The organism is Shewanella psychropiezotolerans, assembly GCF_007197555.1.
Taxonomy (GTDB): Bacteria; Pseudomonadota; Gammaproteobacteria; order Enterobacterales; family Shewanellaceae; genus Shewanella; species Shewanella psychropiezotolerans.
In genome coordinates this window covers 4,270,158-4,295,954 of record NZ_CP041614.1, presented here as the reverse complement: position 1 = coordinate 4,295,954, position 25,797 = coordinate 4,270,158, and the positions used below count along the sequence as shown (strand labels likewise).

Genomic DNA, 25,797 nt, shown 5'->3' with positions numbered 1-25,797 from the left:
AAGCCGCATCATGTCATTCATGAAGTGGCTTTTTTATAAGGATAATGCCTAGAAACTCCAGAAAGTATGAGCAACAACGTATAGGACTAACATACTGATAAAGTTGATTATCACACCCGCACGCATCATCTCTGACTGCTTGATAAAACCTGAGCCGTAAACAATGGCGTTGGGAGGAGTCGCCACTGGCAACATAAAGGCGCAAGAGGCTGCAATACCAATAAGCACAGATATCATGATAGGGGATAACCCCAGTGGTTCGGCAATTGCTGCAAATACAGGTACTAGTAATGCGGCACTGGCTGTATTACTTGCAAACTCGGTGAGCATCACTACAAAGAAGATGACAGCTAAAGTAAATAATGCCATATGTGTGTTACCGAAAATATCAGTAACCCAGTGTGCCAGAAACACACTAGTGCCAGTGGCTTTTAAAATTGCACTTAATGTTAAACCACCACCAAACAAGATCAAGACCCCCCAGTCTGTGGTTCGCTCAATCTTCTTCCATTCAACCAGACCAAGACCCGCTAACGTGACGACTGCGCCGAGTGCAACCACAGTATCAAACTGGGCAATGCCTCCAAGTGCTTGAGCGATAGGCTTACTAAATATCCAGCAGCAAACTGTGATAATAAAAACCAGGAGAGTTAATTTACCCTGAAAATTCAGCTTAGTATCAGAAGTCGGTATTTTACATATCACCGAAAGATCGGGCTTAAGGAACAGATACAAAGCAATAAGCATACTTGGTAGCATCAAGGCGACGGTGATCAAGCCAAATTCTAGCCAATCACTGAAACTTAAACCAACTTGTGCAGCGGCAATGGCATTAGGAGGACTGCCGACTAGAGTCCCTATACCGCCGATATTGGCCGAGTAAGCAATACCAAGAAGCATAAACAGATAAGTGTTCTTATGCTCTTTGAAATCAAGCTGCTGTAGAATTCCCAGTGCCAGAGGCAACATCATGGCTGCGGTTGCAGTATTGCTTATCCACATAGAGAGTAAAGCCGTTATGCCAAAAAGTAACATACAAGCAATGCTAAGTTTTCCTTTCGAGGCGGTTAGCACCTTTTGTGCTATGAGTTTATCTATTCCTTGATGGTTCAGGGCCGCTGCTAGTACAAACCCACCGAAGAAAAGGTATATGATTGGGTTAGCGAAGTTACTCATCGCCACTTTGGTTTCAAAGACGCCGAGAACAACAGCAAGAATAGGGATTAATATTGCTGTAATACTGATATGAATCGCTTCAGTTAACCACAAGATGGCAGCGAAGATCAGAATTGATAAACCAGTATTAATGCCTTCTTCGAAGGGAAGAAAGTTATACAGCATGATAAAAAGGACAATATCGGTGAATAATATGACCAGTTTTTTCTGTGGGGCACCGGCATTTTTTTTGATCTGTTCCATCTAAGTTCGACCTTCTTTCTCATTATTATATTTAGCACACACTAACCTAGACGAGGACTTCGGCATAATAATTTGAGGTGTATCTTTGTTACATTCAAGTAGAAATGATTGAGTGACAGGTATGGTGTTTTAGCCATTTGTGTGACAAGTCTTACGGCGCTCTGATCGAAAAAATATGTGATTGAATTTCAAATTTGCACTCACCTTCTTAAAAGCTTGTCAAAATGAAAATTTCCAAAACTAAAAACTGTGACACCCGTCCGGTTTAACTTCTTTTGGGTTGCCGTTAGATCTAAAAATGGCAAGAAGTGAGGGCTTGATCTACATTTAATGAGTGGCTAGGGATAAATGGATTAACGGCTGCATATTAACGGAATAATACTCAACATGGAGTTACTATGAAAAGCACACTCGTATCTGCGACACTTATGGCTGCAATTTTTTCACTCAGCGTCTACGCTGGTGAGGTTTCTAGCCAATCGAAAACGACCCATCAAAATGAAAATGCACGCCAAGTTCAACAGCTTAATGTCAATATCAACACATCTTCAATAGAGGAATTGGTTTTACTTAAGGGAATAGGTGAATCAAAAGCGAAAGCGATTGTCGAATATAGAGAGACTAACGGCAAGTTTAAGGTGATCGGTGATCTTTCAAATGTGAAGGGTATCGGGCCTAAGCTTGTTGAGAAAAATAGGGTATTTCTAAGCTTATAGCTCAGATCTATAGACTATCTGTTTATAGAAACAGCAGTCAGCAGTCAACAAGACGATAGTTGCTGTTTAGGACTTGATTGCTCGGCGGGCTTAGTAGATAATGCTCGCCGTTCTCTGAGGTATTTTACTCAAAGAAAGCAATGGTGACCTTAGGGTCCCCTCGCAATGATAACTTGTGAACTCGGCCAGGCCTGGAAGGGAGCAACCGCAGCAAGTGACTCATGTGCCGGGGTGTGGCTCTAGGGGAACCTCCAATCTCTTAGTACATCAATATCCTATACATCAATATTCTATACATCAATATTCTATACATCAATATTCTATACATCAATATTCTATACATCAATATCCTATACATCAATATCCTATACATCAATATCCTATACATCAATATCCTATACATCAATATCCTATACATCAATAACTTACGTCATAATCACCTCTGGTGGTACATTTCGTGAGAATCAGTTCAGTACAAACTCTCCTTATTTGCTCCAATCTGGTTATGGTATGCGCGTATAGTCGTACCTGAAATTCTGCGTTCTAGTATTGGCAAGCGCGAGCTGAGAAAGTCATTAGCCACCAAAGACAGATTTTAAGCTGCTCGTAAGTCACTGCAAGTATTGGTCAACTTTATAAGAAGATGCAAGGGAGCACTGCAAGTGACTCATGTGGCTAATGTACTGATGTGTGGCTCTAGGGGAACCTCCAATCTCCCCTAGTTCATCCTTTTCTATTTCAAAATACTTCTTCAGTGACTAACCATTATTTTCAGCTGTTTTTCTTATGCAAGTTAGCCTTGAGAAATGCTCTCGATTTCTCCAATGCGGTTTGGATTTCAGATCTCATTTCGGACAGCTCACTGTAATCCTCAAAAAAATAGGTATCGACCAGATGCCGTATATAGCGAACCGGGAGCTGGTTTAGAGTGACACAACAAAGATCTGCCAGGTAGTCTTCCGGTAATTCATCGAGTAATCCTTCATCGGACAAGAGTTCCATAAGAAGGACTTCGTAATAGTTTCGAATTTCTAATTGCATACAGATGCTCCGTGACAGTTAGTGTCTAATAAGAAAGATAGTTCAGTTTGCAATCATATTTATATAGCGGCAATAGAAAAGTGCAATATCTTCAAAGATAACTTTAGCGCTAATTCGGCATTAATGCCTCTCACCTCTACTAAATCCGGATACAAAAACGCCAGCAAGTTATGCTGGCGTTTGGCTTTTAAGCGAGATGGAGGCTGTATTTATAGCTGCTGAATGGCCCAACCCATAAACTCTTTACGGGTCTTATCATCGGCATGAAGCCACCAGTACTGCAACATCTGTTGGGCATGCTCGCCTTTATCGGCTTTATTCCCTGCAGCCGGAACCATTGGCATAGCATCAATTGGGGCCGGGATACTGACTGGAGCCGTCGGTGTCGAACTTGCCGAGGCTGCAATCACAGCTCCACCAGTAGCAGCAGTCGTTATCGCTGCAATGTCTTGTTTATTTCCGCCACCAAATAGGCTAGTCACGAAGGAGTCTTCGGTGAAGTCTGTTTGAAGGACCTTATAATTTACAGTCCCCTTGTCAGTGCGGGTGATCACCACCTGCGGAGATTTAGCGAAAGACTTAGGTTGTTTTACGATGTCGCCATCGGCGGGCTTCAATGTGTACTCATAGTCGCCATCAACTGCAAGGGTAACGATGAAGGGAGATGACTTGATAAAGCTTTCACTGTCACTGAAATCATCTTGAACCATATCATGGTAACGGATCGCAATCTTGTGTGTGCCCTGGCCTAATTCAAGATCTGATTTATGGCTGAATAAACTGCTTTCGACTTTCTTACCGTCGATGGCCAGATATTCAAATGACATTGGGATATTCAAATTAGCTGCCAGGGCCGAAGATGAACCCAGCAGAGCCAAGATTGCGGTGATAGACATGAGTGACTTCATTGTTGCTCCTTAACGATTAAAAGGCTTATAGTTTTGAGAGAATGGACGCTCAAACGCTTGAATGCGATCTTCTATATAGCTGATGGCTTGTCGACACTTTCCTAGTCGTCGATGAACCAACAGGATCTCATTTTGCATCTGGATTTTGTCAGCACTATGACAGTTATTCAGTTGTGATTGCAAAATGAGGATTTTCTGTTCAAATTTACTCACCCAATTGAGATGTTTGTTGAGCTCTGCATACAGTTGGTGACTATTATGCATGACTCCGGCGGCGATCCAATTGAAGCCGCTCTCATCGTGGGACTTATTTCTACGCCTCTTTGCTTGGGCGACTCGAAAAGCTCTTTGCTGCGATGCCGAATTGGCCCCTAATGAGGTGGTATTTAGCGCTCTTCTTACGGCGGTAAACCTATCTTGGATACGTTCACAGCTCAAGGCTATGGTATGGGTAGATATGTTACCTTTTATCAGCTGACCTAGCTGCTTAATACTCTTGTTTATCTGTTCTATACAGGGCGCAAGCTTAGCGCCGGATTGGATAAAGAGTTGGTCGTTAAATCTGTCGGTATCTCTAAGCAGTTTCTGCTCTCTCTTGGGCAAATTAGCATCGTGTTGAAGCACGTCCTGCTCTAGCTGCTTCAATTGGACTGATAACTGCCTTAGGAGTTCATTCGTATTCATAGTTAGACCCATGCATCCCAAGCTAACTTTGCCGCGATCAACAATACCAGAGTGATAAATGCGGGTCTGATAAACTGGACGCCGAATTTTATCGCCGTTCTTGCACCGATAAAGGAACCTAGCATCATACATAGACCCATTGAAAGACCGATAATGACATTCACTTGCCCAAGTGTGAGAAAGATCACTAAAGAGGTGAGATTACTGGTGAATGTCATTGCCCTGGCTAAGCCACAGCTGTGAAGAAGCGGCAGCTTATGGTAAGTGGTACTGGTTATAGTCCAGAATGCGCCTGTACCAGGCCCGGCGAAGCCATCATAAAATCCAAGTGGAAAGCCTTGGAGCCATTGCTTAATTTTAGACGCTGGTTGCTTAAGTGGTGTGAATGTATTGCAGCCCATGGCATTGGGTTTGAGTAGCGTGTAAATCGCAATAATCATGATCATCAGTGGTAGCAGTTTTTCTAACCAACGGCTATCGATAAGAGAGACGATGAAGGTGCCAGCTATCGCGCCGAAAAAAGTGGCTATAAAGGTGTAGTACCACAACTGAGGCGTGAATAGGTTTTGTTTATAATAGGTATAGGCAGCCGTAGAAGACCCAAAGCATGCGGCTAATTTATTGGTGCCCAGTGCCGTATGAGGATTGATGCCCAAAGCGAGAAGGGCCGGAATAGAGAGTAAACCTCCACCTCCCGCGATGGCGTCGATAAAACCTGCGAGTAAACCGATCCCGGCTAGAATGGCCCAAGTGCTGGGTTCAAACAGTAAATCCAAAAAAAAATCCTACTCAATTACGCGTCTGAAGGGGGGAGTGCATCGAGCAGTGATTTTCCATACCGTTTAGTGACTAAACGTCGATCTAAAATCGTGATACGTCCATAGTCTTGCTCGTTGCGTAGTAATCTACCACAACTCTGTATTAATTTGCGCGAAGCATCGGGGATTGTCAGCTGCATGAAGGGATTTCCGCCTTTTATCTTGATATATTCCGCGTGAGCCTGTTCGACGGGAGAGGTGGGCACCGCAAAAGGCAGTTTTGTGATGATCAAGTTAGTCAGGTAATCGCCCGGTAGATCTAATCCTTCAGAGAAGCTACCTGTACCGAATATGATACTAGGTTCATCGTTATCGCATCGTTTCTTATGGGCCGATAAAATTTCTTGTCTGGAAATAGTGCCTTGGATCAGTAAGCCTGTTTTGATCTTACTCTCGACCATATCGACGACCTTCTCCATCTGCCAATAAGATGCGAATAAGACTAAGGTGGCCATCTCACCTTCAATCAGGGCTAAGATCTGCTGGGCGAGTTCTTCGGTGAATTTTTCGTCCGTAGGCTCATTGTTCATCTGAGGCAGAAACAGGGTAGCATTCTGTTCAAAGTCGAAGGGCGAGTCCATGGCTAGAAAGCGGCTACCGTCGTTGAGTGACAGGCCAACTTGATGGGTGAAATGATTAAAATTATTTAAGGCTCGTAAAGTCGCGCTGCAAAGCACCACACCTGCGGCCTTATCCCAAAGTAGCTTTTCTAACATGAAGCCGACTTCTATGGGGGATGCACTGAACAGGTAATCTGTCTGTTTACCGGTTAATATTTCAATCCAGCGTGCCATAGGAGCCCCTTTGGGGTGATCTTCCTTCGCCATCATCTTCCACAGCTTCTGGAGATTTTCCAGCTTCTGCAACATGAAGCCCGTTTCTGTGAGCAGCTGTTCGGCTTGATGTTTTGGAATATCGCCATCTTTTATGGCTTCACTGAGCAAGGCTAACATCTTATTGAACTGCTTGAGGGCCGTAGTCGATACCGTGGCTAAGTTCTCTGCCTGGATAAGCAGCGCCTGGGGTAGCTTGCCATGCTCGAAGCGTAAACGATTCTCAGGATTGTCGAACCTGTGTGTTTGACTATCACAAAAATGAGCTATCTGAGTGAGTTGACCCGTAAGATCGGTAATATGGTCCTGCATTGCCTGCGCCGGGCCTATGATGTGGTTACTCTTTATTTGGTTTTGTAACTTGCTACAGGTCTTCTCTATTTTCTCCAGCCAGTCGACTGCGCCCCTGAGTGTGGTTTGTGCGCTGGAGAAGTCTCTGGCAACCATTGGCAGGTGGTGAGCTTCATCTATGATGTAATACACGTCTTCGGGATCGGGCAGAATGACTCCACCACCTAGTTCCAGATCGGCAAACAAGAGGCTGTGGTTAGCGATCAACACATCCCAGTTATCGATATCTTCACGTGCTTTATGGAAAGGACAATTCCTGTGGCTGGCGAGTTGTCTGTGACAGCTGTGTTTATCACAAGCTATCTGCTGCCATAGGTGGTCGGGGAGCTGTTTGACTAAGGTGTCACGCTCGCCGTTCCATTTACCTTCATGGTACTGCTTCAATAATGTCTGCAGCAGCTTTATCTGGCTGTTGTCGGGTTTGGTCTGCCACATCGCCATCTGAGTGCTGTTATCGGATCCGATTAACATCTCTAATTTAGATAGGCAAACATAGCGTTGCCGACCTTTGACTAAACCGAAGGTAAAGTTTAGCTCAGATTGCTGTAAAAAGAAGGGCAGGTCCTTGTGCAACAGCTGCTCTTGCAGGGCTACGGTCGCAGTGGCGATACAGACTTTTTTCTTACTGGCCAGTGCCAATGGAATAGAGCCTAATATGTAGGCTAATGATTTACCTATCCCTGTGCCAGCTTCGACCACGATAATTCGCCTGCTTTTATCGTATTCACCGGCTAAGGTCTTAGATATTTCGGCGACTATGTAGTTTTGCTCACGCCTTGGACGAAAGTCAGGCAAGGAGTTTGCAATACCTTTATATATGGAGCGGATCTGTGTTTTTACGTCGGCCGATAGCATAGGTATATATGGAAGAGAAATAGAGCTGTACATAATAACAGTGATTGCATAGCCTTAACTACTCTAATTTTATATTATTGAGTTAAATGTGATCCCATTTTCATCGAGTCCTTGTTTTGGATAGACAAATTATGTCAGTAAAGCCCTCTTTAGAGCTCAGTGGAACCTCATCGGTTAAGGGGCGGATTCTTTCTCGCCATACGGTGCAGCATTCGGGTATGGCTTGGCTGCATTATTATATTAAAACCACCGATGGCCCCGTTTTAGTCAAAGTTCCTCATGCTGAATATATGTGTTTCTGTGCAACATCTGCTGTGCCCAGTCTGCAAGCATTGCCGCAGTCAGCAAAACTAAGACTGGTGGATCTGCCGCTTAATAACTTTAATAGCGACCCTGTCACCGCCATTTATGCGAGCTCATCACAAGTATTCAGACAGGTGATCAGAGGCGCTGTCGATCTCGGCATTCCTCTGTTTGAAACTGATATTCGTCCAGAACACAGATACTTGATAGAGAGATACATAGCGCTGGATGTAGAGTTTATCGGTCAATTCGATCCTCAAAAGCAGGGAGGACTGGCCAGTTTTACTGCCACTCGAGCAAGAAAAAACTCTGTTGATATCCAACTTCAAGCCATATCTCTCGATTTTGAATGCAGTATGTCGGGCGAGCTTTACTCGGTCGGCCTCTACGGCAAGACATCAAATGACGAGTATAAGAAAGTGATCATGGTGGGCTCACCTTGTGAGATAAGCAGCGATACATCGGCAATATCTGATGACCAAGCTGATTATATAGAGTGGGTAGCTGATGAGAGAGGACTTATCCTCAGTTTAATTGATTGGTTTGCAGAGTATGATCCTGACATCATCATAGGTTGGGCCGTGGTGACGTTCGATCTGGCGCTTGTTTATAGAAGAGCAAAACTACATGGGATCAAGCTTGCAATCGGCAGGGGAGGCGCTGAACTGAGCTGGAAAATTCCGGATAAGTACCGTCCTGAGACTCTTTCTCTGCCCGGCAGAGTTGTGTTAGACGGCATTGATTGGTTAAAGGCGGCATTCTATCGATTCGATAGTTTCTCATTAGAGTCTGTTGCACGTGCCTTGCTCGAGGAGGGCAAAGCATTGCCCAGCGGTAAGAAGGGGGTTGAGAATCGAGGAGAGGAGATAACCGAGCTATTTCATCATAATAAAGCAGCGCTCGCCCACTATAATTTAACCGATAGCCGCTTGGTGTGGGATGTGTTCAAGAAAACCCAGTTGTTTGAGTTTGCTTTAGAGCGTTCTAGGCTGACCGGGTTAGAGCTCGGCAGAGTCGGCGCCTCGGTAGCGGCATTCAATAACTTATACTTGCCTCACCTGCACAGGGCGGGTTTCGTTGCCCCCGCAATGGCGACTAGCCAAGGATTAGAGAGTCCGGGTGGCTATGTGATGGATTCTATCCCCGGCCTTTATAAGCATATCTTAGTGCTCGACTTTAAGAGCCTTTATCCTTCCATCATCAGAACCTTCTTAATCGATCCTAAAGGACTTATCAAGGGACTGTCGGAACCTGAAGCAGATAATGTTGAGGGTTTCTTGGGAGCAAAATTTAGCCGGGATTCTCCCATATTACCAGAGCTGATTAAAACACTCTCGGAGCATAGGGAAGAGGCGAAGAGCGAAAAGAATGCGCCGCTGTCACAGGCCATAAAGATAATTATGAACTCTCTCTATGGCGTATTAGGCTCCCGTGGTTGTGTATTCCATGATGCCAGGCTTGCTAGCTCTATTACCCTAAGGGGTCATCAGATAATGAAACAGACACGAGCCTGGATTGAGGAACTTGGCTACCAGGTCATCTACGGCGATACCGATTCAACCTTTGTCTGGCTGGGGAAAGATCCGACGGATATCGATGTCGATAAGATAGGTAAGGGCTTAGTTGAAACGATTAACACTAGATGGAAACATAAGTTAGATAAAGAGATGAATTTAGCGTGTCATCTAGAGTTGGAATTTGAATGTCATTATGAGCAGTTTTTTATGCCAACTCTGAGAGGTTCTACTGAAGGGTCTAAGAAACGATACGTAGGTGCTTTTACTAATCATGAAGGAGAATTGCAGCTCGTCTTTAAAGGAATGGAGCAAGTGCGCAGTGACTGGAGTCCGCTTGCCAGACGTATACAAGAGGCACTCTATTACCGGCTATTTTCTAAAGAAGATGTGATGGCCTTCTTACAAGAGGTGGTCAATGACCTGATGCAAGGCAAGTTGGATGAAGAACTCGTCTTTAGTAAGCGCCTGCGTAGAGATATTGCCGATTATACGGCTAAGTCATCTCCTCATGTTAAGGCGGCGAAAATGATGTGCGACTTTTCAGGCTCTGAGCGTTTCTCAAAGAGGGGGACTAAAATTGAGTACCTTATGACACTCAACGGCGCCGAACCGGTTAAGTATCGTCAATCTATTATTGATTATCATTACTATTTAACAAGGCAGCTTGCCCCATCGCCGAACCTGTTCTAGGTTTGCTCGATAAACGCTTCTCGGACATCAGCTCTAAGCAGATGTCGTTAATTTAGTGAGTACTTTCTTAAGATTGTTCTGCTTTTATGTTAACAAATGGTTTATCGTCTGCTATAAAAAGGTTTTCTTGGTTAAAATGATGAAAAAACAGGTGGTTTTTGTGACTTTCGTCTTTGAGCGATAACTAATCTTTTGCTAACCTCAGCTGCAACTAGGAAGACAAAGAACAATGGAATGACAAAAAATAGAACCAAGCAGACTGAAAACATAAAGGTTAGACATCACATGAAAAGAACTTTAGTAGCATCGGCATTGGCAGCCGTCATATTTGTCCCGTCAGTATCGGCAATTGAAATCTATAAAGATGACAAAAACTCAGTAGAGATCGGCGGTTGGATGGATGCCCGCATCATCAACACTCAAGGTGCTACAGAGGTGGTAAATGGTTCATCACGTATCAACTTTGGTTTTACCCGTGACATGGATAATGACTGGAAAACATTTGTAAAACTTGAGTGGGGTGTAAACCCATTTGGTACTAGTGACATTGTTTACAGTAGCGAGAGTAACTTCGAATCTCAAAGTGGTGACTTCCTTACCAACCGTCTCGGTTATGCAGGTCTTGCACACGATAAGTATGGTTCACTCTCTATCGGTAAGCAGTGGGGCGTTTGGTACGACGTAGTCTATAACACCAACCTGGTAAACACTTGGGATGGTAATGCGTCGGGTACTTACACTTACAACAAGGCCGATGGTGCAGTAAACGGTACTGGTCGTGGTGATAACACAGTTCAATACCGTAATGCATTCGGTGATGTCAGCTTCGGCCTGCAAGTGCAGCTAAAGCAAGATAGTTTTGATCTGATTGAAGATAATTCTTTAATGTTCCCGACAGCTGATAATAGCGTCATGATCGGTAGCCCAATGGCTATTACGGGTGACTCTTTAGGTACAATTGAATACAACAATACTGTTGGTGGCTCTATCACTTATGCTGCCACAGATATGCTAACGCTTACTGCTGGTTTTAACTTAGGTGAGTTTGACGGTACTTTGGAGTCTGGTGAAGGTATCTCTGAAACAGACTACATCTATGGTGCTGGTTTGACTTGGGGCGGGTTTGAACAACCTGGTTTCTATGCGGCGATTAACATCAACAAGAACGAATTCCATGATACAGATAACATTGGTCGTTTAATGCCTGATGCTGTAGGTCTTGAATCACTGTTCAGCTACAAGTTTGATAATGGTCTTAAGCCTATCTTTGCTTATAACTACCTAAAGGCTGGCGACGCTTATGAAGCACTTTATAATGATGGCGAGTTTAAGCGTCAGTTTATTGTAGCGGGTCTTCACTATGTGTGGGATGAGCAGACAATGCTTTACATCGAAGCCCGTAAAGACATGAGTGACTTCAATGTTGCAAACCAGACTCCAGATGAGAGTGATGGCGTGGCAATCGGCATTAGATACTACATGTAATAAGCTGGCTACTTAGCTTGTTGTAAACGCCCTATACGGGCGTTTTTTTATGTGCGAAGAATACTTCATATGGGTAAATATTCTTGTGTAATTAACCAACCCATCAAATATATATGACTACTATCTCCTAGACTCTATTTTCCAGATTGAAAAACAAAAACTGACAAACCGTACATTAAAGTTTACGTAAACGAGAACTGTGGTAGAGAGCTAGAGTCGACATATACAAGTTTAATTATGTCAAAACACTCTTAATTTAATCTTGTTATGAGGGGAATGAAAAATTCAAAAGCGATATCCATGTTTTCTCGTGACTCTAATGTGCTGTTTTTAAATCGATAATTAATAATGTCGAAAGTTAATCCCTTCTTCTTGTTCATTCCTTCTCTTACCGCTGAGCATTTTACTACAACTCTTGTGAGGATTTAAATCAGCTTATAAATCTTTATTGTATACAAAATAATCAATAAACTGGAACGTCTGTGAAAGTTAGCGTGTACTTGTTGATTAAATGTTTCATGTGTGGTCTTATTTGTTTGCGAATGTATTCCAATGTAACGATTTGTGTTCATTCTAATGCATTTAAAAAATATAAAAAATAAGAGTCCAGGGAGAAACAACATGTACAAAAATAGCTTATTAGCTAATTCAGTGCGTTTCGCACTAATTAGTGGTGCTGCAGCAACAGCAGCAATTACAGCTCCAACAGCTTTTGCGGCTGATGAGTCTGCAAACGTAGAGAGAATTTCAGTAACGGGTTCACGTATCAAACGAGTAGATATTGAAGGTGCCAACCCAGTTACAGTAATTGAAAGAAGTCAGCTTGAAGATCTCGGTATCACTGATATCGGTCAGCTAATTCAAAAACTTCCAGCAATGAACGGTGGTGTGGTTACTTCGACGACAAACAATGGCGGTTCGGGGGCTGTAACTGTAAACTTACGTGGTTTGGGATCAATTAGAACTCTAGTCCTTATTAATGGTAAACGTACGGTTGATGGTGGTGACTTTCAAACTATTCCAGCATCTATGATTAAGCGTGTTGAAATTCTTAAAGATGGTGCTTCTGCTATTTACGGTGCAGATGCCGTTGCTGGTGTTGTAAACATCATTACTCGCAATGATTTCGAAGGTGTTGAAATTAGTGTTCAGCGAAAAGAGTGGACAGAAATCACTGATGGGGCCGCTAACGATTCTGTTTCATTAATCGCGGGTAAAGCTTTTGACGGTGGTAATATCGTTTTCGGTGCAGAGTACAACAAGCAAGAAGGCGCTGTACAGGGACAGTACGAAGGTGTTAAGCATTTCCAAGAGCCTCTGCACGTAGGGGATGTTGAAGATTTTGAAAAGAATGGCCTAACTGATGATAACTCTGTTTTTTGGGGGTCTTCACGTATTCCAAATGGTCGATTCTTACCTAATGGTGCTACTGGCGGACAAGTTTTTGATCCTAGTCTAGCTGGATGTAGTGGTAGTGTCCCTGCATCAACGAGTTGTTTCCGTGATGCAAATAATGATTTTTATAATTATTCTCCAGTAAACTACCTACAAACCCCGTTTGAACGCATCAACGTCTTTACTGAAGGGAATTTCGAAATCTCTGATTCTGTGAGATTTGAAAGTGCAATTCGTTTGAGTAATCGTAAATCTATTCAGCGTTTAGCTCCAATGCCTTATGATTCTCGATTTGATCCAGGTGCAAATGTGAGAGATGCTGACGGTAATGCTGCTCAAGGTATTTCAGCCGACAGTTATTACAACCCATTCGGTGTCGATGTAACAGATGTTAGACGTCGTGTTACTGAAAGTAACCGAGAGTTCTCACAAGATGTAACTAACGTTCAAGCTGTTGCAGGTTTCTCTGGTGAGTTCGCTGAGGTTTGGGAATGGAATGCCACTTATAATTGGGGCTACCGTACACGTACAGATATAGATAAAGGTCAGTTTGTTGCTGCAAACATTGCTAATGCATTAGGTGCTTCTTTTATGGACACGGATGGTGTCGTAAAGTGTGGTGAAGCTGGTGCGATTATCGAAGGTTGTACTCCAATGAACATGTTTGGGGAAGGAAATATTTCTCAAGAAGCATTGGACTATGTTGAAGCCGACCTCACAGATACATACAATACTCGTCAAGATGTATTAACTCTTAACCTTACTAATTCAGAACTGTTTGAATTACCTGCAGGTTATGTTGGAATGAGTGTAGGTTATGAATATCGTGATGAACAGTACACTTATTCACCTGACTCGGGTAAAGCGAAAGGTGCAGTTTCAGGTAACAAAGGAGCGGGTACTGAAGGCGGTTACCGTGTAAACAGTCTCTTTGGTGAGTTTGTTGTTCCTATTTTAGCTGGTGTTCCGGGTGCTGAACTCTTAGAAGCTAATGTCGGTGTTCGTTATGATAACTTTAGTTCATTTGGTGGTAATACTTCGGTACAAGGTTCACTGAAGTATATGCCGATTTCTAGTTTACTTGTTCGTGCTACAGCGGGTAATGTTTTCCGAGCTCCATCTGTAGATGAGCTGTTCAGCTCGCCAGCCGATGATTTCGACCAAGCTGTCGATCCATGTAGTACGATTAACTACGGTGGCTTAAGTGCTGATGGACAAGCACGTTGTATGGCATCTGGTGTAGCTGCTGGTGGATATGAGCAAACCGATACTCAGGTTCGTGGTCGTTCTGGTGGTAACCCAGAATTGCAACCTGAAGAAGGTGATACATTTACGGTTGGTTTGGCATGGTCTCCAGAGTTTATTGATGGTTTTAGCTTAACCGTTGATTACTGGGATATAGAGTTAACTAAAGGCATCGATGGTTTAGGTGCTCAAGCGACTATGGATCTGTGTTATGAAGAAGGAATTGATGAAGCTTGTGGTCAGATAAATCGTATGCCAAGTGGTAATATCGATACAATCAATACTACCAACCTTAACCTTGCAGACGAAAAAGCGACGGGTTTAGATACTGAGATTACTTACAGTTTTTCTACTAGTATTGGTGATTGGCGTACAAGCTTAAACTGGACGCATTTAATTGAGCGTGAGAAAACTGCATATGAAGGTGCTGATGTAATTGAATTGAATGGGCGAATCGATACTTCTACTGCAAGAGATGTTTATCCAACTGATAAAGCTAATTTCTTTCTCAATTGGGGTTTAGAAGATATTTCGATTACTTATAGTGCTGAATATATATCTTCAATTGAGTCTCCATATTTCTTCTTCGATGAACAAGACCAACATATTGAGTCGCAGTTGTATCATGATATTACGGGTTCATATATTTTCCCAACTAATACAAAGATAACTCTTGGTGTAACTAACATTACCGATGAAAAAGCTCCATATCTTGATCAAGGATTTAACGCTAGCACAATCCCTGAAACTTATAGAGTTAATGGTCGTGGTGCATTTGTAAGAATATCGCAAAAGTTTTAAATAATTAAGATATAGATTTTAATTTTGTAATGCCTATCGGTGATCACTGATAGGCATTTTTTATATTAAAATGTCTCTAGAATTACTTCAGTATCTCTTTGTCAGATGTGTAACCGATATTTTGGTTATGCACCACTAGTTAGCCATTAAACAGGCCTACAAACTATTCTCATGAACAAAAACAACAATTGAATGCAAGGTTAAAGCAAATGGTGGCGATTAATAGGCAACGTTCTCCAGTAATACATCAAAGAAGAGTTTAATCTCGGTAGTTTTTGGTTTCAAAATAAGATGCTGATTCTTCTACTTCAGGAGTACAGTAATGAGACAATATTTAAAATCGCTCTTCTAAATAGCTGAGCCTGCTAGTCGTGCAGTCATATGTATGGATAGTAAATTTGGACATAGATCTGCCATGGATGATTTTAAACCTCTCTATTTTACCACTTCCCATTCTGACCTATCTTTCTACACTGTTTAACCAGAGAATATTTTGGAGTGTAGATAAAAAGAGAGACAATATTGAGTTCGCGAAGCAGTAGACCCTAACTCTATAGAAATAGTATTGAAGACTTGATTTTTTACCGCTAAAACGCAACAGAATAGATCGCGCGTTTTTGTGAATATTTCATAGCATCACATTTGGGTTCAGTGAAAACGCTCTACATTGAAAATGATGGAATTATCACCTAATATCCTGTTCTGTCGAAATTAAGTCACTCACCAGAGAATTGTCATTGTGATCTGCGTCACGCCAAACCTTGTCGTGCGCTCGGTGTGAATCTTGGATGTAATTGAATCTACACATTAGCATTTAGCAAAGAAATGGATTGCTTTTAAAGGAGAATATATAATTAGTTTACTGGTAAAATCAGCAACTGTTGCGAGATTGTGAATAATATTGCCAACTTGTTGCTGTGTTATTGTTAATTAAAACCAAAGTCTTACAGCGTTTTTTTTGTCTTTAAGCCCTGACTCCTGTTAATCATATGATATATGACTTGTTCGAAAACCTGCCTTTTGTAGCTTTTCCCCCCTCTAATGCCTTTTTTCACTAGTTTTAGGTCGTTTCAATTGTTGACACAGGTCAACAATTTGTGAAATGATGCCAGCGGTGCTACACCTTATTCGGTGTAGAAAAATAAGATAATAATTAACAATCACAAGAGAAAGACATACTTATAAGCAGGAAATTATCGCAAATATAAGCGGAATTCCATGTTGTTAATAAGTTAAACCTTTTTAATTTTACTTCAAATTGGTTGGGAACTATGTCCAAGGTAAGCAATAAAACAAAAATCGCTACAGCGCTCGTAGGCGCACTAGCCTTAGCTGGCTCAAACTTAGTGATTGCAGATCCTCTTTCTGACGTTCAGAAGGCTGACAGCAAAATTCACGCTGAAGCAGCAACATCTCAAAAGAAAGTAGATAAGTACTTTGACCAAGCTCAGGACATGGTGTTCGAGTATGGTTCAGTTGCAGATGAGCGCGAATCACTAAAATCTTACAACGATTACGTTGCTGGTCTGGTAGCAGACCAAGAAGCAACAATGAAATTAATTCAAGATGACATCAATGGCGTTGATACACTTCGTCAAGGTGTTGTTCCTCTTATGTTTAAGATGGTTGACGCACTGGAGCAGTTTATTGCTCTGGATCTTCCTTTCAATCAAGAAACTCGTATTGAGCGCGTAAACAATCTTAAGGCACTATTGAACAGTGCAGAAGTGACACTTGCCGAGAAGTTTCGTCTGATCCTTGATGCATACAGCATCGAGCGTGAATACGGCAGTTTCGTTGCCGTTAAAACCGGTCAGCTTGAACTCAATGGTAAAGAGGTCTTGGTTGATTTCTTCAACTTAGGCCGAGTAGCCCTTTATGCACAGAGCTTAGACCAGAAGTCAGCTTGGATGTTTAACGATGAAACTAAGGCATGGGATGAGCTAGATGAAAGCTATCTTCGTGAACTGACTAAAGGCATCCGCATTGCACGTAAACAGGGTGCTCCGGATCTATTCTCGTTACCAATCCCTGCTGCGGAGGCTGCACAATAATGAAGAAGTTAATAACTACAGCAATCGTTGCTGCAACCCTGGTTTTATCTTCAGGTATTGCGAGTGCAGCAGATGCGCCTAAAACGATCGACCAGCTGCTTAAGCAGGTTCAAACAGATCGTGCTAATGCTTCGAAGACAAACAAGAAGCGTGAGCAAGAGTTCAGAAATGAACGTGGCGATAAGGCCGCTCTACTTAAACGTGAAAAGAATGCTTTAGCTACCGAGCGTCAACGCGGTAAAGATTTAAGCCAAGCTTTCTTGGATAACGAGCGCAAAATTGGCGAGTTGGAAGAGAACCTAAAAACGGCTCAAGGTGACTTGGGTGAGATGTTCGGTGTCGTTAAAGGTGATGCCGGTGATTTCTCCGGTAAACTGGTAGCGTCTAACATCAGTGCTCAATATCCTGGACGTGATGTCTTCATCGCAGAACTTGGTGCGCGTAAGCAACTGCCAAAGATCGACGAACTGGAGCGTTTCTGGGAAGAGCAGTTATTTGAAATGGCGCAGTCTGGCAAGGTTGTCAACTTCGAAGGTGCTGTTACCGATATCGACGGTAATATCCGTAATACGACCATCACACGAGTGGGTGCCTTTAACTTACTTGCCGATGGTAAATATGTTGTTTATAACGCCGACCTTGGTCTGATTCAGGAGCTATCGCAGCAACCATCCGGTTACCAAGTCAAAGCTGTGTCTAAGTTTCAGGATATCACTTCTGGTATCGCTCCTCTCTACATAGATCCTATTAAGGGTGTGTTGTTGAGCATCTTCACGCAGAAGCCGACTATTGAAGATCGTATCGAAGCGGGTGGAACTATCGGTTACATCATTATTGGCCTGCTTATTATCGGTGCCATCATCTCTATCGAGCGTATAGTCACGCTTACTCTTGTAGGCGCTAAAGTTAAAGCCCAACGCAAAAATCTGGATAACCCAGGTGACAATGCCTTAGGTCGTATTCTTAAGGCTTTCCACGACAACAAAGATGTCGATGTTGAAACGCTGGAACTTAAGCTTGATGAAGCCATTCTGAAAGAGACACCGGCACTAGAGGCTCGTATCTCGATCATTAAGGTACTCGCTGCAATCGCACCTATGATGGGTCTACTCGGTACAGTAACCGGTATGATTGCTACCTTCCAAAGCATCCAGTTGTTTGGTACTAGCGATCCTAAGCTTATGGCTGGCGGTATCTCGATGGCATTGATGACTACTGTACAGGGTCTGGTCGCTGCTCTACCTCTGATGCTTATGCACGCAATTGTTATTGCTCGCAGTAAGTCAATCGTACAGGTACTTGAAGAACAGAGTGCAGGCATGGTTGCGACTCACGCTGAGAAGAGGAACGCCTAATGTTATTCCTGATGGATATCTGGGATTCCGTCAGGGGCTTTATGGCCGCCGGAGGCGATGTTCTCTGGTTGGTCGCGGCAGTGTTGTTTGTCATGTGGGTATTGATGCTTGAACGTTACTGGTATCTCAATTGGATATCACCAAACGAACATAAGGCAATCATAACCTCATGGGATGCCCGAGAGGATTCTACCTCTTGGTATGCACACCGCATCCGTGAAGCCTGGCTTTCCCAAGCGAAACAAAATTTGAATGCACGTATGCTGTTTATTAAAACCTTAGTTGCCATCTGCCCTATGATAGGTCTTTTAGGCACAGTGACAGGTATGATTTCGGTATTCGATGTGATGGCAGTTCATGGGACGAGTAATGCTCGTATGATGGCAGCTGGTATTTCAATGGCGACCATGCCGACAATGGCGGGAATGGTAGCGGCGTTATCGGGGGTATTCTTTAGTACTCGTCTGGACGCTAAGATGAAAATCAGTTTAGAAAAGCTAAAAGACAGCATGCGTCACCACTAGAGAGAGATTGAACATGGCACGTAGAAAGCATTCCAGCGTGGAAGAGGAAGCTCAAATTGATATGACACCGATGCTAGACATCGTGTTTATCATGTTGATCTTCTTCATTGTAACAACTTCGTTTGTTAAACCTTCAGGCCTTGATTATACCAAGCCAGAAGCGTCTACAGCGACTAAGAAGCCCTCTGCTAACATCTTCATCGGTGTGAGCAAGACAGGAACCATTATGATGGAGAACCGTCTGGTCGATATCGAGCGTGTAACTGCAAACGTAGAGCGTATGCTTGCAGAGGCTCCAGAAGCGGCCGTGCTAATCCAAGCCGATAAAGATGCCAAGCATGGTCTGGTTATCAAGGTAATGGATAGTGTGAAGAAGGCGGGCGTAGATAAGATATCTGTATCGGCGGGGAAAGACTAATATGCTTAGAGGAATAGTATCATTACTACTTGGTGGTGCTGTGACTTATGCCTTATTTGTCTTCATGGCATTTTTGATAGGTGGCGGTCCAACCCGCCACGATGCTTCAACAGAATCACCTATCATCGAAATAACCATGAGCAAAGAGGATGCATCAGCACAGAAGAAACCTAGGGTTAAACCTAAGCCTCCTGCGCCACCTGAGCAGCCACCTAAGCCGGATACAACTCCGCCTGACAGTTCATCTGACATAGATACAAACATGTCATTTAACATGGGTGGTGTTGAAACTGGTGGTGCAAACACAGGCTTTAAACTGGGTAACATGATGACGCGCGATGGTGATGCTACGCCTATCGTTCGCATCGAGCCTCAGTATCCGATAGCCGCAGCACGCGATGGTAAAGAAGGCTGGGTACAGCTTAGCTTTACCATTAACGAACTCGGTGGTGTTGAAGACGTTAAAATTATTAAGGCTGAACCTAAGCGATTGTTTAACAAAGAAGCTAGGCGCGCACTTAAAAAGTGGAAATATAAGCCGAAGATTGTTGACGGTAAGGCACTTAGACAAACTGGTATGAAAGTTCAGTTGGACTTCACCTTAGACAAAGGAGGCAGATAACGATGCGTAAACTTAGTTTAAGAACGACTAGTATAGCTGCCGCTTTATTACTTTCTTTTGGTGGTAGTTTAGCACTAGTTCCGGCAGCATCGGCTGTCGAGAAGTGTCCTATCGAGAGTCGTAAGTCTAAAGCCGTTGGTCAAAGTGCAGCGAAGAAAGTGCAAAAATCTTTCAAAGCTTATACTGAAGGCGACGTTGACGGAGCCATCGCGATATTACTCGAGGCCAACCCTAAGAGTGATTTCGATAAAGCATATATTGACCGCATGTTGGGTAATTTCTACGCCGAAAAGTCTCAGATGGGTACAGCAATTAAGTATCTTAAGACTGCTGTCGATGCCGATATCTTAGGTGGCGGTGACCATGCTGCGACGCTGAGACTTTATGCCGACCTCTTGATTCAAGAGAAGAAGTTTAAAGAATCGATCACTTATTACTACAAGTGGATGGAGTTTACCTGTAAAGAGGATGCTCAAGTCTACCGTCGTATAGGTATTGGTTACTCAGAGCAGAAGAACTGGAACAAGGTTCTTGAGGCCGCTAACAAGGGACTATCACTGTCTGATAAGCCTGATAAAGGTTTGTATCAGATGAAGCTAACGGCTTACTTCAATCAGAAGAAGTATCCGGAAGCGGTAAAAGTGCTAGAAACCATGGTGCCACTTTTCCAGGATGATAAACGTCTTTGGGTTCAGTTAGCTCAGTTTTATTTGATGACTGAAAAGTACACTAAGTCGTTAGCCACTTATGATCTTGCTTATAAAAATGGTTTTCTTGAGACTGCGGGTAACATTACTCGTTTAACTCAGCTACTTGCACAGAATGGTTCGCCATACCGTGCAGCCAAAATATATGAGAAGCACATGAAGTCGGGCATGATCAAAGAGGAAGAGAAAACTCTTGGGATTTTGGCTGGTTTCTATCACAACGCGAAAGAGTTGAAAGAAGCTGCTTCATATTATGGTAAGGCTGCAGATGCGGGCAACAATGGCAAATATTATCTAAGACAGGGTCGAATCCTGTCTCTGGATGGTAAGTCTAAAGCCGCTGTTTCCGCGTTTAAGAAGTCACTCGACGCGGGCATTGATAATCCGGGTGAGGCTCAATTTGAGCTAGCACTTGCTTATTTAAACCTTAAGCAATATAAGTCTGCTTATTCGCGTGCTAAGTTAGCGGCGAAGGATAAGAAGACGGCTCGTTCAGCGAAGAGTTATATCTCTTATATCAAAGAGAAGGCACGTGTTCATAACGTAACACTGTAACTTTAACTTGATTAAATGAGTTTTTAAAAGCCCCGAAAGGGGCTTTTTTATTGCTGTGAATTCCTAGAAAACTGCAATCTTACTAGAACTTAGAACCTTCATTTACTGCATCTGCCTCAACTCAATATGTCGATGTTTTTCCATCTCTAATTCATGAGTTAAATTCTCTACGTCTTGAAAAATCAACTCTATGCTTAGGTTACGCGCCGGCGTGCAAGTATAGCCAGCGAGTTCGTAATCGATGTGACTCGTGTGTTTTTTGCCGTATTCTATATTGAAGTTTTCAATTTTCTTTTCAATTCTATGCAACACAATCTGAGTCCCAGCCTCATCAATGTTGAATAACCCTAATGCAAAGCTGTTATTGTTGAGTCTCGCTACCAGGTCTGTTGTTCTTAAGATGGCTTCTTGTACCTGTTTCATAAAGAATTCGAGCAGATGAGGTTGCTTAACTGTTTCATGTATGTGCGGGCACAGATACAATAGAGCCAGACTTTGGTGATCTCTGATATGGCGATGCCATTCGCGGTTGAAAACCTCCATAAAGTAGGTTTGATTATAGACGCCAGTTTCTGGATCTCTGAAACCTGAGTTGCGAAATGAATAGATCATAGACTGGCTCCTTTCGGTCCTACAAAGAAGAAGATTGAGATAGCTGTATAAATATAGCAGTACAAATAATTTTGTACGTTTGCAATAAGTATAGAAAATAACAAGCAATTGCACCGAATATAGGGAAAGAAACAGATGAGAAGAGCTTTTTTGGCCGTATCAATAGGGTTAGTACTGGGGATCACAGGCTGTTCAGATAATGAAAATAAAGTAAGCAAAGACGCAGGTTCAACCGCAATCAGTACCTCTTCTGAAGTCGTACAAACCAGCCAGAAAAAAGAAGCATCTGTAGAGCAGGCTTACCTGACATTGGTGGACGAATTCTTTAAGGACTATCTTAAGCTTGAGCCTATCTATGCCACATTTGTTGGGGTCAATGATTATAACGATCAGTTTGGCGGTGATCTTACCAATGAGTATTTGAAGACGCGTCATGATTTAAATACCAGTTATTTGGCAAGAGTCAAGATGATAGACAGAAGTGCTTTATCTCCTGAGCTACAGCTAAGTTATGACATGTTTACCTATGATAGAAATGTCGCTCTGGTAGATGAAACATTCCCAGCTCGTTTCATGCCAATGAATCAGTTCTACAGCACAGTTATCAGTATGGTACAACTGGGCAGTGGTGAAAGTGCTCAACCATTTAATACCGTCGAAGATTACCATAACTGGGCATCTCGTTTATCTGGGTTCATCGCCTGGACTAAGCTTGCACAAGAGCGCATGGACGAGGGAGCAAGAAGCAAGGTCGTTCTGCCTCGGGTGTTAGTCGAGCGCATTATCCCTCAGCTTAAGGCTCAGCTTGTCGATGATGCCAGTAAGAGCTTATTCTACGCGCCAATAAATAATCTGCCGCAGAGCTTTTCTGATACAGATAAAGCTGAACTCACCGCGAGTTACACTCAACTTATCAATCAAGAGTTAATCCCGGCACTAGCCTCATTAACTGAGTATTTCGAGACTAAATATCTCTCTGTTGCCCGCGCTAGCGATGGTTGGTGGGACTTACCTAACGGTAAAGTTTGGTATCAGCATCTGGCTAATTCCCACACGACTACCCTGATGCCAGTGGATGAAATCCATCAGATTGGTCTGAGTGAAGTGGCTCGTATCTTGTCTGAGATGGATAAGGTACGTGAGCAGGTTAAATTTAAGGGAGATTTGAAGGCTTTCTTCGCATCTCTGTCATCTGAGCCAGAATATTTCTTCACTGATCGCCAGGGCCTTATCGATGGTTATATGAGCCTTAAAGAGCAGATAAATGCTGAGCTACCTGAGTATTTCAATATAATGCCAAAGGCCGATTATGTGGTTAAGCCAGTGGAAAGCTTCCGTGAGCAGTCTGCGGCTGGTGCATCATATGAATCTCCAGCCGTTGATGGCTCTCGTCCTGGTGTGTTCTATATCAACACCTTTAACTTAAAAGCGCAGCCTAAGTGGGGGATGACGACCCTGTCTCTGCATGAGGCTGCCCCTGGACATCACTTCCAAATAGCCATAAAGCAAGAGTTAACTGGAGTGCCAGAGTTTCAACGTTTTGGCAATTACACTGCGTTCGAAGAGGGCTGGGCCCTGTATGCCGAATATTTAGGGGTTGAGATGGGGCTGTTCAATGACCCTTATCAGTATTTTGGTAAGCTGTCTGATGAGATGCTACGCGCTATGCGCCTAGTGGTTGATACCGGCCTTCACGCTAAAGGCTGGACACGTGAACAAGCGATTCAATACATGAAAGATAACTCGCCCATGGCTGAGTCGGACATCGTCGCCGAAGTTGAGCGCTATATGGCTATACCTGGACAGGCACTGTCCTATAAAGTGGGTCAACTCAAGATTCTTTCTCTTAGAGCTGAAGCGGAAGCTGAATTAGGCGATAAGTTCGACCTAAAAGTCTTCCATGATCAGATCTTAACCTCAGGCTCTTTGCCTATGGCGGTGATGGAGTTGAAGATCCATCATTGGATAGAAACTCAGAAGTAATTGAATACGAGATTAGTTAAACACAGTTTCATCAGCTAAAGCTTTTTAAACCCGGCTTTTATCAATATACTGGCTGGGTTTATTTTTTCTAAAATTTGTCATCGCTAAGGTATCTAGATACTGGCAGGCAAATTCATCACAACGTTAGGAGTTACACCATGGTACAAGCCACAGCAAGACATCTACTAGTTAGCAGCGAAGATAAATGTGAAGCACTTAAGCAGGAAATCTTAGCCGGTGCAGATTTTGGTGATGTGGCAAAGGCTAACTCATCTTGTCCGTCGAGTGCTCAAGGTGGTGACCTTGGTTCTTTCGGCCCAGGCATGATGGTTAAAGAGTTTGATGAAGTCGTGTTCAATGCGCCTCTGAATGAAGTTCAAGGCCCTGTTAAGACACAATTTGGTTATCACCTGCTTGAAGTGACAAGCCGCGGATAATTAGCAAAAGGTCATACTCTATGCTCGAACTCTATACCGATCGGCTCAGGCTTCGCAGTCTCAGAGCCGATGATTGGGATAATTTCTTGATGCTTCATCAAGATCCTATCATCAATCAATTTGTCAGACAGCCGGTCGTGGCGTCTGTGATTCTGGAAAAGTTCGAGCATAGGTTAGTACCCTGGCAATATGAATCCGGTGACTGGTTGACTCTGGTCATAGAGGAGATTGGAACCGATAAATTTATTGGCTATACCGGATTATATTGCGTTAATCACGATTGTGACCGCGCCGAAGTGGGTTATATGTTAGCCAACGAAGGTCAAGGTAAGGGTTATGCTACTGAGGGTCTTAAGGCGGTCATTGACTGGGCTTGCTTAAGTTTTCAGGTGCACAAGTTTATCGGCCTGTGTGCGAAACAGAATATCGCATCGGTAAAAGTGTTGGAGAAAAATGGCTTCCAACTGGAAGGCGTGCTGAGAGACAACTATAAAATCGATGATATCTGGATTGATGATTGTACTTATGGCCTATTGAGCCATGAAAGAGGCGAATAGGTATTATCCTTGTCTAAGCTCGGTGCTATAATCTCATAAGAATTTTGATTAAAGGTAATACGTGTGACAGCACAAATAGAAACCTTGGCCCTATTGCCAGGTGAAGAGTACATAGAGTTATATAAAATTTTAAAAGTCCAGGCCATGATTGGCGGGGGCGGTGAAGCTAAATTCGTTATTAGTGAAGGCAAGGTAACCGTTGACGGTGAAGTTGAGACCCGTAAGCGTAAAAAAGTCCGGGCTGGTGAAGTGGTTTCTTTCAATGGCGAGTCAGTACAGATAGTCATTGCACCTTAATTGGTGATTGAATAACAATTAAGTGGAGTAATAAATGCAATTTCCAGATGATGACAATGGCAAGATGCTCGCAGCGATGGCCGATGCGGGTATTGATCTGACCAAGCAACTTGATGTCGACTTCTTCCTTGTTTTTGATGACCAAAGAGATGCCGAGTATGCCAGTGAAGAGCTGGCAAAGTCTGAGCTTGAAGGTGAATTTGAGCTTCATCTCAACGACGAGCTTGGCCAGTGGGAGCTGATTGTTTGTATTCCCATGGTTCCTGAGTATCAAGCCATAGTCGATCGAGAAGTTGAGCTCAATACATTTGCCCAAGAGTTCGGCGGCGTGACCGATGGTTGGGGCGTGATGCAGCATCAAGAGGGCGACGATGAGTTTGCCGATGACGAGCACGAATGTAGTGACGAGTGTAAGCACTAATCAGTCTGCTACGCATCTCGATTGATGCCACTTGGTGGCGTTTTTATTGGGTTTACATCGCTAAGCGATGAGATGACAGATATTTTGTATTAAGCCACCATTTGAGTGGCTTTTTTTATGCCTCTAATTCATGATGTAGCATCAAATGGTTTACCATACTCACACCTAGATTTAACAAGTTGGGTAATAGCCAC

21 protein-coding genes, 1 other RNA gene and 2 pseudogenes are annotated in these 25,797 nt (G+C 43.2%); 17 read left to right on the top strand and 7 right to left on the bottom strand.

The window, feature by feature from the left end; all coding sequences use genetic code 11:
• Window positions 1–48: 48 nt before the first annotated feature.
• Window positions 49–1,419 carry an SLC13 family permease gene (locus FM037_RS18935; RefSeq protein WP_144047263.1) on the bottom strand — a complete coding sequence of 457 codons (1,371 nt, stop codon included), beginning with the start codon at window positions 1,417–1,419 and terminating at the stop codon, window positions 49–51.
• A gap of 398 nt (window positions 1,420–1,817) precedes the next feature.
• Between FM037_RS18935 and FM037_RS18930 the strand changes: the two genes are divergently transcribed.
• The 3 genes from FM037_RS18930 (at window position 1,818) to FM037_RS30480 (ending at window position 2,734) form a co-directional block, all read left to right on the top strand.
• On the top strand, window positions 1,818–2,135 hold the full coding sequence (locus FM037_RS18930; RefSeq protein ID WP_144047262.1) for a ComEA family DNA-binding protein: 318 nt from the start codon (window positions 1,818–1,820) through the stop codon (window positions 2,133–2,135).
• A 149-nt stretch (window positions 2,136–2,284) separates the two neighbouring features.
• Window positions 2,285–2,381, top strand: an RNA gene (gene ffs / locus FM037_RS18925) — signal recognition particle sRNA small type.
• A 251-nt stretch (window positions 2,382–2,632) separates the two neighbouring features.
• Entirely contained in the window at window positions 2,633–2,734 is a 102-nt protein-coding gene (locus FM037_RS30480) for a DUF6538 domain-containing protein (protein ID WP_407695667.1), read from the top strand.
• 172 nt (window positions 2,735–2,906) lie between these two features.
• Here FM037_RS30480 and FM037_RS18920 read toward each other — a convergent pair whose 3' ends face one another.
• The 5 genes and pseudogenes from FM037_RS18920 to dinG all read right to left on the bottom strand — a co-directional run bounded on the left by FM037_RS18920 (window position 2,907) and on the right by dinG (window position 7,625).
• Complete coding sequence (locus tag FM037_RS18920) at window positions 2,907–3,176, bottom strand: late competence development ComFB family protein (protein WP_144047261.1); 270 nt, start codon at window positions 3,174–3,176, stop codon at window positions 2,907–2,909.
• A gap of 209 nt (window positions 3,177–3,385) precedes the next feature.
• A complete protein-coding gene (locus FM037_RS18915) occupies window positions 3,386–4,084 on the bottom strand; it encodes a DUF2057 domain-containing protein (RefSeq protein ID WP_144047260.1) in 699 nt (232 codons plus the stop codon).
• 9 nt (window positions 4,085–4,093) lie between these two features.
• A complete protein-coding gene (locus FM037_RS18910; RefSeq protein WP_144047259.1) occupies window positions 4,094–4,768 on the bottom strand; it encodes a primosomal replication protein in 675 nt (224 codons plus the stop codon).
• A gap of 2 nt (window positions 4,769–4,770) precedes the next feature.
• The gene (locus tag FM037_RS18905) at window positions 4,771–5,544 is read right to left on the bottom strand and encodes a sulfite exporter TauE/SafE family protein (RefSeq protein WP_144047258.1); all 774 of its coding nucleotides are present in this window, start codon (window positions 5,542–5,544) and stop codon (window positions 4,771–4,773) included.
• A 9-nt stretch (window positions 5,545–5,553) separates the two neighbouring features.
• Window positions 5,554–7,625 (bottom strand): annotated as a pseudogene (dinG, locus tag FM037_RS18900) (ATP-dependent DNA helicase DinG).
• 131 nt (window positions 7,626–7,756) lie between these two features.
• Between dinG and FM037_RS18895 the strand changes: the two are divergent.
• The 9 genes and pseudogenes from FM037_RS18895 (at window position 7,757) to FM037_RS18855 (ending at window position 21,296) form a co-directional block, all read left to right on the top strand.
• Window positions 7,757–10,191, top strand: a pseudogene (locus FM037_RS18895) (DNA polymerase II).
• 229 nt (window positions 10,192–10,420) lie between these two features.
• The gene (locus tag FM037_RS18890; protein WP_144047257.1) at window positions 10,421–11,620 is read left to right on the top strand and encodes a porin; all 1,200 of its coding nucleotides are present in this window, start codon (window positions 10,421–10,423) and stop codon (window positions 11,618–11,620) included.
• A 621-nt stretch (window positions 11,621–12,241) separates the two neighbouring features.
• Window positions 12,242–15,061 (top strand): TonB-dependent receptor domain-containing protein, encoded by a 2,820-nt coding sequence (locus FM037_RS18885; RefSeq protein ID WP_185976855.1) that lies wholly within the window; start codon window positions 12,242–12,244, stop codon window positions 15,059–15,061.
• Window positions 15,062–16,332: 1,271 nt separating this feature from the next.
• The gene (locus tag FM037_RS18880; protein ID WP_144047255.1) at window positions 16,333–17,115 is read left to right on the top strand and encodes a DUF3450 domain-containing protein; all 783 of its coding nucleotides are present in this window, start codon (window positions 16,333–16,335) and stop codon (window positions 17,113–17,115) included.
• Window positions 17,115–18,470, top strand: a complete 1,356-nt coding sequence (locus FM037_RS18875; RefSeq protein ID WP_144047254.1) for a MotA/TolQ/ExbB proton channel family protein — start codon at window positions 17,115–17,117, stop codon at window positions 18,468–18,470. The genes FM037_RS18880 and FM037_RS18875 overlap by 1 nt, the downstream gene beginning before the upstream one ends.
• A complete protein-coding gene (locus tag FM037_RS18870) occupies window positions 18,470–18,994 on the top strand; it encodes a MotA/TolQ/ExbB proton channel family protein (RefSeq protein WP_144047253.1) in 525 nt (174 codons plus the stop codon). The genes FM037_RS18875 and FM037_RS18870 overlap by 1 nt, the downstream gene beginning before the upstream one ends.
• A 13-nt stretch (window positions 18,995–19,007) precedes the next feature.
• Window positions 19,008–19,412 carry an ExbD/TolR family protein gene (locus FM037_RS18865; protein ID WP_041419965.1) on the top strand — a complete coding sequence of 135 codons (405 nt, stop codon included), beginning with the start codon at window positions 19,008–19,010 and terminating at the stop codon, window positions 19,410–19,412.
• 1 nt (window position 19,413) lies between these two features.
• Window positions 19,414–20,034 (top strand): energy transducer TonB, encoded by a 621-nt coding sequence (locus FM037_RS18860; protein ID WP_144047252.1) that lies wholly within the window; start codon window positions 19,414–19,416, stop codon window positions 20,032–20,034.
• Between the two features lie 2 nt (window positions 20,035–20,036).
• Window positions 20,037–21,296 (top strand): tetratricopeptide repeat protein, encoded by a 1,260-nt coding sequence (locus FM037_RS18855; protein WP_144047251.1) that lies wholly within the window; start codon window positions 20,037–20,039, stop codon window positions 21,294–21,296.
• Between the two features lie 102 nt (window positions 21,297–21,398).
• On the opposite strand, the gene FM037_RS18850 is transcribed toward FM037_RS18855, so the two are convergent.
• On the bottom strand, window positions 21,399–21,908 hold the full coding sequence (locus FM037_RS18850; RefSeq protein ID WP_144047250.1) for a diguanylate cyclase domain-containing protein: 510 nt from the start codon (window positions 21,906–21,908) through the stop codon (window positions 21,399–21,401).
• A gap of 135 nt (window positions 21,909–22,043) precedes the next feature.
• Here FM037_RS18850 and FM037_RS18845 point away from each other — a divergent pair, with 135 nt between their 5' ends.
• The 5 genes from FM037_RS18845 (at window position 22,044) to FM037_RS18825 (ending at window position 25,603) form a co-directional block, all read left to right on the top strand.
• Window positions 22,044–23,891 (top strand): DUF885 domain-containing protein, encoded by a 1,848-nt coding sequence (locus FM037_RS18845; RefSeq protein WP_144047249.1) that lies wholly within the window; start codon window positions 22,044–22,046, stop codon window positions 23,889–23,891.
• Window positions 23,892–24,049: 158 nt separating this feature from the next.
• A complete protein-coding gene (locus tag FM037_RS18840; protein WP_144047248.1) occupies window positions 24,050–24,328 on the top strand; it encodes a peptidylprolyl isomerase in 279 nt (92 codons plus the stop codon).
• A gap of 20 nt (window positions 24,329–24,348) precedes the next feature.
• Entirely contained in the window at window positions 24,349–24,885 is a 537-nt protein-coding gene (locus FM037_RS18835; protein WP_144047247.1) for a GNAT family N-acetyltransferase, read from the top strand.
• Window positions 24,886–24,948: 63 nt separating this feature from the next.
• Window positions 24,949–25,182 (top strand): RNA-binding S4 domain-containing protein, encoded by a 234-nt coding sequence (locus tag FM037_RS18830; protein ID WP_144047246.1) that lies wholly within the window; start codon window positions 24,949–24,951, stop codon window positions 25,180–25,182.
• A 34-nt stretch (window positions 25,183–25,216) separates the two neighbouring features.
• A complete protein-coding gene (locus FM037_RS18825) occupies window positions 25,217–25,603 on the top strand; it encodes a ribonuclease E inhibitor RraB (RefSeq protein ID WP_144047245.1) in 387 nt (128 codons plus the stop codon).
• Window positions 25,604–25,797: the final 194 nt, after the last annotated feature.

Excerpts from the sequence above, each read along its gene's own strand:
- FM037_RS18935 (WP_144047263.1), bottom strand. The coding sequence starts at position 1,419 with ATGGAACAGATCAAAAAAAATGCCGGTGCCCCACAGAAAAAACTGGTC.
- FM037_RS18930 (WP_144047262.1), top strand. The coding sequence starts at position 1,818 with ATGAAAAGCACACTCGTATCTGCGACACTTATGGCTGCAATTTTTTCA.
- FM037_RS18920 (WP_144047261.1), bottom strand. The coding sequence starts at position 3,176 with ATGCAATTAGAAATTCGAAACTATTACGAAGTCCTTCTTATGGAACTC.
- FM037_RS18915 (WP_144047260.1), bottom strand. The coding sequence starts at position 4,084 with ATGAAGTCACTCATGTCTATCACCGCAATCTTGGCTCTGCTGGGTTCA.
- FM037_RS18910 (WP_144047259.1), bottom strand. The coding sequence starts at position 4,768 with ATGAATACGAATGAACTCCTAAGGCAGTTATCAGTCCAATTGAAGCAG.
- FM037_RS18890 (WP_144047257.1), top strand. The coding sequence starts at position 10,421 with ATGAAAAGAACTTTAGTAGCATCGGCATTGGCAGCCGTCATATTTGTC.
- FM037_RS18885 (WP_185976855.1), top strand. The coding sequence starts at position 12,242 with ATGTACAAAAATAGCTTATTAGCTAATTCAGTGCGTTTCGCACTAATT.
- FM037_RS18880 (WP_144047255.1), top strand. The coding sequence starts at position 16,333 with ATGTCCAAGGTAAGCAATAAAACAAAAATCGCTACAGCGCTCGTAGGC.
- FM037_RS18875 (WP_144047254.1), top strand. The coding sequence starts at position 17,115 with ATGAAGAAGTTAATAACTACAGCAATCGTTGCTGCAACCCTGGTTTTA.
- FM037_RS18870 (WP_144047253.1), top strand. The coding sequence starts at position 18,470 with ATGTTATTCCTGATGGATATCTGGGATTCCGTCAGGGGCTTTATGGCC.
- FM037_RS18865 (WP_041419965.1), top strand. The coding sequence starts at position 19,008 with ATGGCACGTAGAAAGCATTCCAGCGTGGAAGAGGAAGCTCAAATTGAT.
- FM037_RS18860 (WP_144047252.1), top strand. The coding sequence starts at position 19,414 with ATGCTTAGAGGAATAGTATCATTACTACTTGGTGGTGCTGTGACTTAT.
- FM037_RS18855 (WP_144047251.1), top strand. The coding sequence starts at position 20,037 with ATGCGTAAACTTAGTTTAAGAACGACTAGTATAGCTGCCGCTTTATTA.
- FM037_RS18850 (WP_144047250.1), bottom strand. The coding sequence starts at position 21,908 with ATGATCTATTCATTTCGCAACTCAGGTTTCAGAGATCCAGAAACTGGC.
- FM037_RS18845 (WP_144047249.1), top strand. The coding sequence starts at position 22,044 with ATGAGAAGAGCTTTTTTGGCCGTATCAATAGGGTTAGTACTGGGGATC.
- FM037_RS18840 (WP_144047248.1), top strand. The coding sequence starts at position 24,050 with ATGGTACAAGCCACAGCAAGACATCTACTAGTTAGCAGCGAAGATAAA.
- FM037_RS18835 (WP_144047247.1), top strand. The coding sequence starts at position 24,349 with ATGCTCGAACTCTATACCGATCGGCTCAGGCTTCGCAGTCTCAGAGCC.
- FM037_RS18825 (WP_144047245.1), top strand. The coding sequence starts at position 25,217 with ATGCAATTTCCAGATGATGACAATGGCAAGATGCTCGCAGCGATGGCC.